This is a genomic window from Pseudomonas uvaldensis, assembly GCF_021271205.1.
In the GTDB taxonomy this organism is placed as follows: domain Bacteria; phylum Pseudomonadota; class Gammaproteobacteria; order Pseudomonadales; family Pseudomonadaceae; genus Aquipseudomonas; species Aquipseudomonas uvaldensis.
This window is the reverse complement of the sequence record NZ_JAIWKS010000001.1, coordinates 586,419-599,963: the sequence shown is the minus strand read 5'-3', so window position 1 is coordinate 599,963 and position 13,545 is coordinate 586,419. Positions and strand designations below refer to the sequence as shown.

Here is a 13,545-nt window from a genome sequence, read left to right as displayed (position 1 = left end):
GGCGCCGAATTGCCGCTGGGGGGCGGGGACTGTCATATCGCCTTGATCATCCATCCTGTCGCATAGTCGTCATCCTGATGCAATGACTCAGTAGCCCCTGTCAAAGGATTGATGGAATATTCTCTTCTATCACCGGGAGCTGGGTTTGAAGTCCATGAACGCAGGTTGCTCAAACCCGGGTCACCGTCATGGATTGTTCGAATGGCTCCCCAAGTCTGAAGGTCTGGGATGACACCTCCAAAGCTCACCGCAGCGCTCCAGCAATACCAGTACGTGTGCCATTTATAGACATCACCCATGCCCATGAGCAGCCAAACGCCGGAGGTGGTGACTGGGTAGCTGACGTGCCCACCGAATTGATCATGAACGGTGATGGTGGCCGACCCTGAGAATTTCGACACAACCCGTGGTTGTGTTGACGTAAGAAGCTCAGCAATATTGGGATCGCTGGAGGTGTATATATAGGGAGGCACCCCCCCTGTCGGTGTCCGCTCCACGTATGCACCTACCGGCGGGCGCGCTGGAAACTTGGCAGTTCTATACATTCTCGTGCTGAGAATGGCGTCGCTGGTATCGATCGCCATAGGTTCCACTACTGTAAATCGCCAAGGAGGCGACACTGGATTATCACGGTAGGTCGCCCGAGCGGTGATGCTATGCCCCCCTATCTGGAGTCCACTGAGGGTGTCATGCCATAAGCCATTGGCATCAACTTCTACGGTTTTTATATATCCACTGCTGTCAAAAATTTCGACTTTCGTATTGGGCGTTGCTTCGCCGGTCAGCCTTACGCTCGTCGCGAGTGTATAACCGCTATCGGAGATTGGGGTGCCGCTTAAATCCTTGACCGAGGTAATAAGCGGTGTATCCAGCACTGCGGACTTGACCGAATAAGTGCGTAACGGAAAGGCGGTGGCCTCCAGGACATCAGCGGAAGCGTTGAAGGTTACCCGCAGCACAATGGTCAGGTCAGAGCGGTCCCGCAAAAGTTGTAGCTGGCCCCGTGAAACCGGTTTGAGCAGTCCCGCTCGGACTTCATCAGCGGTCACTTCGGACGCGGTTTGCAAGATGATCGTATGCTTTGTACCGTCGGTCCTGGTGCCTTCACAACTCAGCCAAACCCGCTGCCCCACCGCAATCAACGGCCAAGGCGCTACGGTAACGCGTGCATCCCCGATAAATTTACTCAGATCCAACTCACTACCAAGCCCCCCCTGCGCCGCCTCCGGAATCAACGGTATCGTCAGGCTGGCCACGGGCATCGCCTGCACATTTAACGTCAATACCTCCGAGGGCGGCGACTCCACGCCGTTCTGGATCACCGTGTAACTGACCGTCACCGCTTTACCCATGCTGAACGCCACTACACTGTTCGGAATCGGAACCTCCAAGCCATCCCTGACCGGCCATTCGCCCGAGGTGTGTGAACCTCCGGCTGGCGTGCCCGACGCGCCGGTCCAGGTGACTTTCAATGTGTCGTCGGGCAGCAGCGCGGCGTTGGCCGGCACCTGAACGGTCAGCGTGTCCTTGGCATTGACCGGGTTCAGGGTCGCGCCAGCGGCCTCTTTCACCGAAGGGGGAAGCAGATCTGACGGCCGACCAAGATGAATATCCAAACGCTTGATGGGCGACTGATTGGTATTGCCCAATTGGTCGGTCACCCGGTATTGGATCAAGGTATTGGCGTTGTCACCCGCCTGTTGGAAGGTATCGGTAAACAAGGTCTTCACCACAGGTGTCGAAGCGTCGGCCACCTCGAACGGAATGGTTACATCCCCCAACAGAAAATCGATGCGGTCGTAGTTTCGCGGGTTGGAGTAGGCAAAACCAAACTCCACGCCCTGCGCCGCTCGCTCGGCGCTGACCCCATCGCGGATCACATCGGGGGGAATCACCAGATCCAGGCCTTCCGGCGCGGGTTCGCCCGGAGCGCGCAGGTGATACAACACGAATAAGTCCCTGGAGGGCTGTGAGGAATTGTCACTGGGGCGGGTCACGAGGTAGTACAGCCTGTTGACGCCATGGATCAAGCGTCCATGGGGGATATGCAACGACATGCGGTTTCCTTCCTCCCCCGGCTGGACGGTATCGCCAGCGACGGGAGTGGGGTTGTCATTGACATACAGATCGACTCGATCCCAAGCCGCCAGCGGCCAGGCTAAACGCTGCATCTCCGGCAACGGGTCGATCAGGCATTGGAGCCCTTGAGGCTGATCGTCGTAAAGGCTTTTAGGGATACCGCCATCGGCGAGGTCGACCGGTTTCACTGGCGTAATCCAACCCGGAATGATGACGGGATAAAGCGCGAACAGATCGTCCAGGGTAGAAGAGTGGCTAGCCATCGGGTTCTCCTAGCGGGTGACGGGCGTGAGGTTCTTGGGTAGGGCTTATCACACGCCACACCGAGGCAATTGCCTACTGTCAGAATTGACAGTAGAGAACAGGTTTAGGACGGATGGTAGGGACTGTTGGTTGAACGCGAAAATATGCCGGAGACGGTGATTCACTGAGCAAACGGCAGGCAAGGCCTGCGCAGTTGCTTCTGCCTGAGGATATACACCGTCACCAGCAGGTACAGGGGTAAGGGGTCCGGGATCTGGGGACGGGTTCCCGCCGCGCCTGAGCCGAAATTCAGGTTTGTGCATTTACCCGATGACCCGCATACAGATCAGAGCCCTTCCCGCAAAATGCGTGGCGTTGTCAGTAGAACTCACAATGTCTGACGGGAACGAGGTAAATCCCCAGCTGCCGTTTGGGGGAATAGGGGGAGGAGCCCATATCAATACGGTCGGATATAGCCACTCGCTTCCGATCTCGAAGCGCGTAATCAGAGAGCTGCCCCAACCAAATTCGGGCCTGAAGCCCCCGGCCTGAACGTAAGGCGTAGCCCAGGTATTGGCTTGCCATGCATCCATGTAGGCGTTCCCGTTATTTAGGATAACGTCGTGAACCCTGCCGGCTGTGACGTCGTAGCTCGAGGTTTTCCCTGCGGAGTCACGAACGGTGATTGTGGTAGTGCCGGCGCCCTTGACCAGAACGCCTCCTTCTTCAGCATCGACCGTGGCGACACTTGGCTTGCTGGACCGGTAGGTATACGGGGGCATTCCTCCGGTTGGCTTTCGTTCCAAGTCGTAGTAACGATTTTTCGGCGCGAAGTTGCTGGTGGTGTAGATGATCTGGGTAAAGACATGTGGGGTTGTATCAATGATCTCGGAGGTTCCGACAGTAAACGTCCAGGGTTGCGACACCGGTTCGGTTCCATATTTCCCTTTGGCGGTGAAGCTGTGGTGACCCATGGCCAAGCCGATGACGGCGTGGGTCCAGATACCGCCGTCGACGTAGGCGATACCTTTGGAGTCGATGACGTCGAAAATCTCCACTCGCTGACCGCTCACCCCGGTGCCCCTGAGCGTGACGGCGGTAGCCTCGGTGCTTGTGCCATCGGGAATGTCAGCGCCTTGGGCATCTTTCACCAAGGTGATTTGCGGTGGGGCAAGTTGGTTCAGGTGGATATCCAGGCGCTTGGCGGATGACTGGTTGAAATTGCCCAATTGATCAGTAACCCGGTATTGGATCAAGGTATTGGCGTTGTCACCCACCTGTTGAAAGGTGTCGGTGAAAAGGGTTTTTGTCACGGGGGTCGAAGCGTCGATCACCTCGAACGGGACGGTTACATCCCCCAACAGAAAATCGATGCGGTCGTAGCTTCGCGGGTTGGAGTAGGTAAAACCAAACTCCACGCCCTGCGCTGCCCGTTCGGCACTGACCCCATCGCGGATCACATCGGGGGGAATCACCAGATCCAGGCCTTCCGGCGCGGGTTCGCCCGGAGCGCGCAGGTGATACAACACGAATAAGTCCCTGGAGGGCTGTGAGGAATTGTCACTGGGACGGGTCACCAGGTAGTACAGCCTGTTGACGCCATGGATCAAGCGTCCATGGGGGATATGCAACGACATGCGGTTTCCTTCCTCCCCTGGCTGGACGGTATCGCCAGCGACGGGAGTGGGGTTGTCATTGACATACAGATCGACTCGATCCCAAGCCGCCAGCGGCCAGGCTAAACGCTGCATCTCCGGCAACGGGTCGATCAGGCATTGGAGCCCTTGAGGCTGATCGTCGTAAAGGCTTTTAGGGATACCGCCATCGGCGAGGTCGACCGGTTTCACTGGCGTAATCCAACCCGGAATGATGACGGGATAAAGCGCGAACAGATCGTCCAGGGTAGAAGAGTGGTTAGCCATCGGGTTCTCATGGCAAGTGATGACCGTGACCTCTAGAGACACGGTCATCACACTCCAGGCTGAAGAGACTGGCTACTGTCAGAACTTACAGGTTAGGACTGGTTTAAGACGAGCGGTCGGTGTGTCGACTAGCGCGGGTTGACGGTGTCCAGCGCCCGGTTCGCCAGTAATCCGCTCAGCTCGATCAACTGCTGGATGCCCAGCGCCACGTGCCGCCGCGAACCGTCCAGTTCAAAGGCCAGGTCGCTGATCATGGCGTCGGCCGAGGCCAGTGTTTCGCTGAGGTTGGCGAGCAGGTGTTCGGTGTCGATGCCGTTTACGACGGTAAAGAGTTGATTGGGGGGCGGATCGGTGTCGGGCTTTGACTCTAGATAAAAATCGAGGGCGCGTTTGGCGGCTTTGTCGAAGGCTGTTGGGGTTGGATCGGTGTCCGGCGGATTGGGGGTTGGTTTGAACATGGTGAATCTCCTACGGGGATGGCACCACCCAAACCTGTCGCTAAACAGAACTGGGTGGCGGCTGCATGCGGGTTAGCGAACCGGTCGTAGGCACCCGGCAGACCCGAAGGTCTCCCACATACAGCCGCCATAACGTAATTGCAGTCAGAACTGCAACGAAGCATGGAGTGCTTATTGTGCCTAGAGTGATCCGGGTCGCTAAACCCGATCGCTGATCAGTCAGCGACCCGCAAACGATAGAACCCACCCCCCAGGCGCACAAGCCGGCGGATTCTGGCGTAGTTGTAGGCAATGGCGCAAGGCGATGTAGCCAAGTCCAGCAGTGTCCTACGGCAGAATAAACATAGGATCGCTGGGGACAGTTCCGCTTTCAGAAACCCGATCGCCCGCATCGCGAGCAAGCTTTGCTCCCACAGGGGATTCGGTGCGCTAGAAGCAACAGGCAGGGTTGGACTGCAATCAGGGACGGCGCAGCGTCTTCTGCCTGAGGATATAAACCGTCACCAACACCGCACTCGTCAACATGAACCCCCGTGCCCACGGCAGCGGCACCAGGTAGCAGGACAACAGGATGCTCGCCCACATCAAGCCGATGGCGTAGACCTTGCCCTTGAGCGGGATGCCGTGGCCGCTGAGGTAGTCCTTGATCCACGGGCCGAGCCGGGGATGTTCCACCAGCCAGTGGTAGAAGCGGGGCGAGCTGCGGGCGAAGCAGGCAGCGGCGAGCAGCAGGAAGGGGGTGGTGGGCAGTACCGGCAGGAAGATCCCGATCACCCCTAACGCCACGCTCAGCCAGCCGATGGACAGCAGCACGTAGCGCAACATCAGGGGGCGGTTGCCTATGGGGTTGTCCATAGGCCGTGTCTTAGTGGTGGCGAGGCTTGAGAATCGCCGGTTTCTCGTCCGGTGCGTTGCACAGCAGATACAGGGCGGTGAGGGCTTCCGGGATCTGCACGATCATGTCGTCCATCAGGTTCGGGTCGGCGGCGATGTCGGAAAACTCCGGTTGTTCATCGAACAGGCCGGAACCGACCATGATCGGCAGGAGCATTTCGCTGACTTCTTCTTCGGCGGTTTCGAACCAGGCGGCTTCGCGCAGGAAGACACCCTCCATGAAGCCGATGCACCAGCCACGTAATTCAGAATCGTCCGGGTCGTCGCCCAGGTCGAGTTCGCACGGCAGTTCGAATTCTTCGTCCGAGGCCAGCTGACGGGCGATATGGGCCTTGAGACCCACCAGCGTCGCTTCGATCTCGGTGCGCTGGGCTTCGTCGGTGTAATGCGGCTCTTCGGCGAACAGGGCGTCGATCCACTCCCGGTCGGGCACTTGCTCGGAACAGATCGAGAGGGCGGTCAGATAGCCATGAGCGGCCACGTAATCCAGCGCTTCGTCGTGCAGCTCATCGGCATCGAGGAAGACTTGCAGGCGGGTCAATTGCTCAGCGAAGGACATTGCGGGCTACCTTGGGGGAATAAACAATGCGGGAATTCTAGGCCTTCTTGAGCGCCCAGGCCAGCCGCGTGGCAGATTTGCCTCTTTAAGGCGCGAGGTGGTCGCGAATACAGCGGCGCCGCCGATTAATGTGGGAGCGTGAGAAGGCGCGATCACCTCTTGTCAGCATCGCCCTCTGGGACGAAGGCCTCGGGTATACTGCCGCGTTTTGTGATGCCCTGCGGCGTCCCACCGGTTCGAAACGCGCCCTTACGATTTGCCGGTGCAGCCTTTTCGATTCTGAACCAGCCTTGCAGGGATGTTTCGGTGATTTTTGGAGTTTCTATGCTCGAACAGGCTCAACGCGTCCTCAAGGACATCTTCGGCTACGACAGTTTCCGTGGCCGTCAGGGTGCCATTATTGAGCGCGTGGCCAACGGTGGCGATGCCCTGGTGCTCATGCCCACCGGCGGTGGCAAGTCCTTGTGCTACCAGGTGCCGGCGCTGTTGCGCAACGGCCTGGCGGTGGTGGTTTCGCCGCTGATCGCCCTGATGGACGATCAGGTCGCCACCCTTGAGGAACTGGGGGTTGCCGCCGCTTCGCTGAACTCTACCTTGAGTGCCGATCAGCAGCGGGACCTGGCGGCGCGGATCAAGCGCGGCGAAGTGAAGATGTTGTACCTGGCCCCCGAACGCTTGGTGCAGCCGCGCATGCTGGCCTTCCTGCAGGGCCTTGAAATTGCCCTGTTCGCCATCGACGAAGCCCACTGCGTCTCCCAGTGGGGTCACGATTTCCGTCGTGAGTACCTGCAACTGGGGCAACTGGCGGAACTGTTCCCGGACGTACCGCGCATCGCCCTGACCGCCACCGCCGACAAGCGTACCCGCGAGGAAATCGTCGAGCGCCTGCACTTGCAGGACGCCGAGCGCTTCCTGTCCAGCTTCGACCGACCCAATATTTTCTACCGCATCGTGCCCAAGGAGCAGCCGCGCAAGCAGTTGCTGGCGTTCTTGGCCGAGCGTCGCAGCGATGCCGGTATCGTCTACTGCCTGTCGCGAAAAAAGGTCGATGAGGTGTCGGCATTCCTCTGCGACCAGGGATTTCCGGCGCTGCCATATCACGCTGGCCTGCCCAACGACCTGCGGGCCTATCACCAGAAGCGCTTTCTCAACGAAGAAGGCCTGATCATGGTTGCCACCGTGGCGTTCGGTATGGGTATCGACAAGCCCAACGTGCGTTTCGTCGCACACCTGGACCTGCCCAAGTCCCTGGAGGCCTATTACCAGGAAACCGGCCGAGCCGGCCGTGATGGTTTGCCCGCGGATGCCTGGATGGCCTACGGCCTGCAGGACGTGGTGATGCTCAAGCAGATGTTGCAGAACTCCGAAGGCGACGAGCGCCACAAGCGCCTTGAACAGCACAAGCTCGATGCCATGCTCTCGCTGTGCGAAGAAACCCGTTGCCGACGCCAGACTTTGCTTGCCTATTTCGACGAAGACATGCCCCAGCCGTGCGGGCATTGCGACAATTGTGTCGATGGCGTGGAAACCTGGGATGCCACCGAACCGGCCCGTCAGGCGCTGTCGACCATTTATCGCACCGGCCAGCGCTATGGCGTCGGTCATCTGGTGGATGTCTTGCTGGGCAAGGACAACGAAAAGGTCCGCAACTTCGGCCATCAGCATCTGTCGGTGTTCGGCGTGGGCAAGGCCCGTTCCGAGAGCGAATGGCGTTCGTTGTTCAGGCAACTGGTGGCGCGTGGCCTGGTGGATATCGACCTGGAAGGCTACGGCGGCCTGCGCCTGAGTGCGAGTTGCCGGCCGTTGCTCAAAGGCGAGGTCACCCTGGAGTTGCGTCGTGATCTCAAGCCGGCAACGGCGGTCAAGAGCAGCAAGAGCCAGGCCAGCCAACTGGTGCGTGGCGAGGAGCGCGATCAGTGGGAAGCTTTGCGCGCCTTGCGTCGCAAACTGGCCGAAGAGCATGGTGTACCACCTTATGTCATTTTCCCCGACTCGACGTTGCTGGAAATGCTGCGCAGCCAACCCACCTCCCTCGCCGAAATGGCCCGGGTCAGTGGCGTGGGCGCCCGCAAGCTGGAGCGTTATGGCGAGGCATTCCTCCAGGTATTGGGCGGGGAGGCCGAGACGCCGAGATCGGTGGCCGATGTACGTCACGAACTTATCACTCTGGCCCGGGCCGGCATGACGCCATTGCAGATTGCCGGGCAATTGCAATGCTCGGAAAAGAACGTCTACGCGATGCTCGCCGAGGCCATTGGCATGCAGCAATTGTCCCTGGAACAGGCATTGGACCTGCCGGAGGAATTGCTGGGCGAGGTCCAGGACGCGTTCCTCGATGGCGAGGGCGAATTACCTTCCGTGTCGGAGGTTGCCGCGCTGTTTGTCGGGCGTGTGCCGGAAGGCGTCCTGTATTGCGTCAGGGCCGCCTTGCAGTCGGAATTCGAAGTCTGATCAATATGTTGCGTCCCTTTAACGATTCAGTACGGAGCGGGCCTTGCCTGAATCCGATACGCATGCTTAGCTGACTAATAATTAGTATTCCTCTATTTCAGATCTGATGAGTTTTTTATGTCGTTAACCGATCAACACCGTTTTGGCATGCAACTGGCGCAGATGTCCCGAGGTTGGCGTGCCGAGCTAGACCGGCGCCTGGCCGGGCTGGGCCTGTCCCAGGCGCGTTGGCTGGTGCTGTTGCACCTGGCCCGTTTCGAACACGCGCCGACCCAACGGGAGTTGGCCCAGAGCGTCGCCGTCGAAGGCCCGACCCTCGCGCGCCTGCTCGATAGCCTGGAAACCCAGGGGCTGGTGCAGCGCCAGGCCGTGGCCGAAGACCGTCGAGCCAAGAAAATCGTCCTTTGCGCGCCGGCCCGGCCGTTGATCGAGCAGATCGAAACCATTGCCACCCAGTTGCGCAAGGAACTGTTCGAAGGCGTCGACGAAGCGGACATGCGCGTGTGCATGCGCGTTCACGGCACAATCCTCGCCAATCTGGAAAAATCCTGAGGCATATCACGGCTGGCATGCCTTTGAGATTCGGCGGTTAGCGAACTATAACCAGTACTAAGCGTTCGTATTGGAAGCGTTCGAATCGAAAGGGATACCCATGCTTGAAAGTTTGCAGTCCACGTTGCGCAGTTGCGTCAACGTGTCGGTCGTCTTGGGTGCCTTGGGGTATTCGGCTTTGGCGTCTGCGCTGGGGCTGGGGGAGATCACGCTCCATTCAGCCCTGAACCAGCCGTTGCGCGCTGATATTGCCCTGGTCGACGTGGCCGGGCTGGAAGAGGGCGATCTTTCGGCCAGCCTGGCGAGCCCGGACGATTTCAGCCGAGCCGGCGTGGAACGGGTGTTTTTTCTCAACAATCTACGCTTTACGCCGGTGCTGCGTGGTGAGCGCAGTTTCATCCGGGTGACCTCCAGCAAGCCGGTGGAGGAGCCGTTTCTCAATTTCCTGGTGCAGCTCAGTCAGCCCAATGGACGCCTCCTGCGCGAATACACCGTACTGATCGACCCGCCGGGCACGCCCGGCGTCGTGCCTGCCGCCGACCCACTTGCCAACGTGTCCCAGTCTTCGCTGCCGACCCAGGCAACACCTGCCATCAAGCCGCCCCCTGCCACACAAGGCAAGCACTATACCGTCGTGCAGGGTGACAACCCCTGGCTCATTGCCAAACGCCTGCACGCTGCCGGCAGCGGCGGTTCGGTCAATGAGTTGATGCAGGGCATCCAGGCCCTGAACCCGGGCAGTGACCGGCTTTCTATCGGTCAACGCTTGTTATTGCCCGACTCGGTGGTACTGCCGTCCACCGCCGAAGCAGCGACTGGGCCTGCCGCTGCCGCTTCCGACGAACAACTGGCCGCCAGCGTGCTGCAAAACCAGCAGCAACAGAAAACCATCGACGAACTTCAAGCCAGGATTCAGGCCCAGGATGAAGAACTGGCCGGCCAACGCAAGCAGATCAGCGAGTTGCAGGCGAAATTGGCCGAGGTCAGCCCAGTTGCCGAAACCGCGGCAACACCGCCACCGGCGCCACCGGCAGGCGAGGCGATGAATGACAAAACGGCTGTCGAGCCTCCCATGACAGCGCCAGAAGCGGAGTCCGAGGGCTTCAGCGGTTTGTTGTGGGCGGCGCTGGCAGGCCTGTTGGGGCTGCTCGCGCTGTTGCTGTTCATGCGCCGTAGGCAACAGGCGCAGGCTGGCTCGGAGTCCATGAGCGAGCGTCCCGAACTGCTGCTCGACGACGATACTGAAAGCTTTGCATCGCCGGTCGACACGGGGCAGTCCGAGGCCGCGACGTCATTCAATAACGGCGACACGCCTTTAGGGGATGTACTGGAAGGCGTCGGGATCTACCTCACCTATGGCCGCTTCAGCGAAGCAGCGGGATTGTTGCGGGCCGCGCTGTTGGCGGAACCGGAGCGCACGGACCTGGGCCTGAAGTTGCTGGAGGTGCTGGGCAAGCAGGGCGACGCCATCGGTTTTCAGGCTCAGGAGCATCATTTGGCAACCCAGGGCGTCGATGCCAGCCTGCTGGAGGAAATTCGCGGGCGGTATCCGAAGGTTGCCGTGACCAGCGCACCCGAGGTGGTGCCAGCGCCACCGTCTCCGCTTCCTGAACCCGCACCTGAACCCGGCGACGAATTCGAGCTGGACCTGGACGCGCTGTCCATGGAAACCAGCTGGGACCTGGCCGATGGGCAGGGCTCCGTCGCTGGAAAAAACGCCGCTGCGTCACCCGCTGCCGAGGCTTCGGAGGGGCTGTCGCTTTCCGGTTTCGACGAGTCGGATCTGCAGTGGAGCGCCCCGCTGGAAACCGAGTCGCTGGATGACGCCTTTCTTGATGGATTTGCCGATGAAGAACAGTCGCTCGAGCTGGAGCCGCTGCCCTCTGAGTCAGAATCAATGTCCCTGGAACCTCAGGCCGCGGAACATTCGGAAAAGCTGGAACAGGCGCAGAACTGCATTGATGAGGGCGATTTGAAGACCGCCGTCACACTGCTGGAGGAACTGCTTGAGGACGGCGACGAACCGCTCAAGCAGACCGCTCGGGTGCTGCTGGCCGGGATTCGCTGATACGTGGGGATCAAGGCTGGCTGGGTGCAGCTCTTCGCGGGCAAGCCCAGCCAGACCCGTCAAAACGTTTGCCCCAAATTCAGGTACACCGCTTGTTCATCGTCGTCGTTGAAGCCGTAGCTGAAGTTCAGTGGCCCCAGTGGCGTATCGAAACCCAGGAAAATGCTAGCGGCATTGATGTAGCCGCTGTCGAACGCGTTGTCGTTGTTCCAGGCCCGGCCCCGTTCTAGCGAGCCGCCGAAGTACAGTGGGAAATCCAGGGGCAGGTAGGCTCGTGGTGTCAGCCGGCGATAGTAAACGGTGCGCATCAGGCTCATGTTCTGCCCGGAAATCCCGTCTTCGCGAAAACCTGATAGCTGCCGTGCCCCGCCAAGTACGAAGCTGGAAGTCACGACCTCGGCCGTGTCGAGGGTGCGGCCGTAGCGCCCGCCGAGAATAAACGTGTTCGGGCCATTGCTCAGGGCTTTGTCCAGCTTCAGCTCCCACTGGCGGTAACGCTGGTCCGAGCCCAGCCCTGGATCGTACTGGCGCCAGGACAAACCGACGTCTTCGCCTTCGTGGGGAAAATACACGTTATCCAGGGAATCGAACGAGTACTTGAGCTCATAGAAGCCTTCGTTGAAGTCTTCGCTGGGCTGGTCGTGATCACCGATGCGTACGTCCGCCTTGCCCCAAGCCTGGCCGACCCCGAAACGGATCTCGCCGCTGTTGCCGATCTGGCGGCCCAGGTTCAGGCCCAGTCCATAACGTTCAACGCGATACTGCGCGATCGGGTCATTGTCCAGGATCGCGTCGACATTGCGGGATTCGAACTGCCCATAAGGGGCAATGAAGTAACGCGAGCCTACATCCAGGGGCTGATAGAACTCGCTGTACAATTCCTGCCTGTCGCCGATCTGCGCCCGGGTCAGCCATTCGGCGCCCAGGCGATTGATGCCGTTGACCCGATAGCTGGCACCGAGGTTGAAGGCGCTGTCACCGCGCATGTCGTCTGACAGGCTCAGCCCCAGTCGTAGATAGTCGGTGCCGGTGCGCTTGCCCCGGGCATTGATTACCAGGGTATTGTCCGACCCCTTATGGACCACGCGGTATTGCACCTGCTCGAAGTAATCCAGGCCGTACAGCGTGCCCATGTCGGTTTGCAGGCGCCCCAGGTCCAGCGGCTCGCCGATCTGCTGGCGAATGTAATAGCGAATCACATCGTCGCCGACCTTCGAGTCGTTCTCCACGCGGATCGCCGTGATGACCGGTGTCCGTTCGCTGGGGGTGCGGGCCGCCACGAGTTGCGGATCGGCTGCCTCGAGGGGGCGCAGGTGTGCCAGGCGGGCCTGGAGAATCCGAGTGGCGCGGTAACCCGCATCGATCATTTCACGAGCCTGGCCGAAGTCGGTCGAGCCGAAACTCGCCAGGGCCGGTTGGATCAGCACGTCGTCTTTTTTCAGCGTGGCCAGTTGTTCTTCCGAATTGCGCCGGGTCATCAGGGTGGTCGACTGGTTCAGGACGTCCAATACCGTGACCAGTTGCTTACGGTTGCGCAGCGGGGTGCCGATGTCGACCACAATGGCCATGTCCACGCCCATTTCCCGCGCCACATCCAGGGGGATGTTGTCGCTCATGCCGCCATCCACCAGCAGGCGGCCGTCCAGCTCCACCGGAGCGAACACCGCCGGGATCGACATGCTGGCGCGGATGACCTTGGGCAGGTGGCCTTTGCGGAACACGACCTTTTCACCGCTGGCAATGTCCGTTGCGACGGCACGGAACGGGATCGGCAGTTTGTCGAAGTCTCGGGTGTCGCTGGCATGCGCCAGCAGGCTCTCAAGCAGCAGGGCCAGGTTTTGTCCCTGGATAACGCCTAATGGAAGGCCGAGGCTGCCGTCATCGCGAAAGCTCAGTTTTTGTTTCACCAGGAAGTCCCGGTCGTCCTGCTTGCGTCGGAATGGCACGTCCTTGCGGGGTGGGGCATCGGACAGGGCCTGTTGCCAGTCGATGTCCAGGGCGAGTTTTTCCAGTTCGTCGATCTTGTAGCCGGAAGCGTACAGCCCGCCGATCACGGCGCCCATGCTGGTGCCTGCAATGGCGTCGATCCTGATGCCTTGCTCTTCCAGGGCCTTGAGCACACCGATATGGGCCAGGCCTCGCGCCGCGCCGCCGGACAGCACCAGGCCAATCTTCGGGCGCGGGGTGTCGACGGCGGATTCACTGGCATGGCCGAACAGGGGCATCAATAGCAAGAGCAGGCAGGGCAGCAAGCGGCGCATCGTCAATCTCGGGGCGTGGGGCAAAGGCGAGTATTATAGCGATGCCTTCGAACCCACG

General features: G+C 60.1%; 9 protein-coding genes. 3 read left to right on the top strand and 6 right to left on the bottom strand.

Annotation, left to right across the window (positions count from 1 at the left end):
- Positions 1-32 precede the first annotated feature (32 nt).
- From LCU97_RS02760 to LCU97_RS02740, 5 genes are all read right to left on the bottom strand, one after another.
- Positions 33-2,342, bottom strand: coding sequence for a hypothetical protein (locus tag LCU97_RS02760; protein ID WP_232775481.1), 2,310 nt, complete (start codon positions 2,340-2,342; stop codon positions 33-35).
- Positions 2,343-2,645: 303 nt separating this feature from the next.
- On the bottom strand, positions 2,646-4,292 hold the full coding sequence (locus tag LCU97_RS02755; RefSeq protein WP_232775480.1) for an Ig-like domain-containing protein: 1,647 nt from the start codon (positions 4,290-4,292) through the stop codon (positions 2,646-2,648).
- An 80-nt stretch (positions 4,293-4,372) separates the two neighbouring features.
- The gene (locus tag LCU97_RS02750; RefSeq protein ID WP_053154826.1) at positions 4,373-4,702 is read right to left on the bottom strand and encodes a DUF6124 family protein; all 330 of its coding nucleotides are present in this window, start codon (positions 4,700-4,702) and stop codon (positions 4,373-4,375) included.
- A gap of 459 nt (positions 4,703-5,161) precedes the next feature.
- Positions 5,162-5,557 carry a YbaN family protein gene (locus LCU97_RS02745; RefSeq protein ID WP_232775479.1) on the bottom strand — a complete coding sequence of 132 codons (396 nt, stop codon included), beginning with the start codon at positions 5,555-5,557 and terminating at the stop codon, positions 5,162-5,164.
- Between the two features lie 10 nt (positions 5,558-5,567).
- On the bottom strand, positions 5,568-6,155 hold the full coding sequence (locus LCU97_RS02740; protein ID WP_053154832.1) for a UPF0149 family protein: 588 nt from the start codon (positions 6,153-6,155) through the stop codon (positions 5,568-5,570).
- Between the two features lie 324 nt (positions 6,156-6,479).
- Between LCU97_RS02740 and recQ the strand changes: the two genes are divergently transcribed.
- The 3 genes from recQ (at position 6,480) to LCU97_RS02725 (ending at position 11,226) form a co-directional block, all read left to right on the top strand.
- Positions 6,480-8,606: a DNA helicase RecQ gene (gene recQ / locus LCU97_RS02735; RefSeq protein ID WP_232775478.1), complete on the top strand. Its 2,127-nt coding sequence runs from the start codon at positions 6,480-6,482 to the stop codon at positions 8,604-8,606.
- A 117-nt stretch (positions 8,607-8,723) separates the two neighbouring features.
- Positions 8,724-9,158 carry a MarR family transcriptional regulator gene (locus tag LCU97_RS02730; RefSeq protein WP_053154838.1) on the top strand — a complete coding sequence of 145 codons (435 nt, stop codon included), beginning with the start codon at positions 8,724-8,726 and terminating at the stop codon, positions 9,156-9,158.
- A 100-nt stretch (positions 9,159-9,258) separates the two neighbouring features.
- Complete coding sequence (locus LCU97_RS02725; RefSeq protein ID WP_232775477.1) at positions 9,259-11,226, top strand: FimV/HubP family polar landmark protein; 1,968 nt, start codon at positions 9,259-9,261, stop codon at positions 11,224-11,226.
- Between the two features lie 59 nt (positions 11,227-11,285).
- On the opposite strand, the gene LCU97_RS02720 is transcribed toward LCU97_RS02725, so the two are convergent.
- A complete protein-coding gene (locus LCU97_RS02720) occupies positions 11,286-13,487 on the bottom strand; it encodes a patatin-like phospholipase family protein (protein WP_232775476.1) in 2,202 nt (733 codons plus the stop codon).
- Between the last annotated feature and the right edge of the window lie 58 nt (positions 13,488-13,545).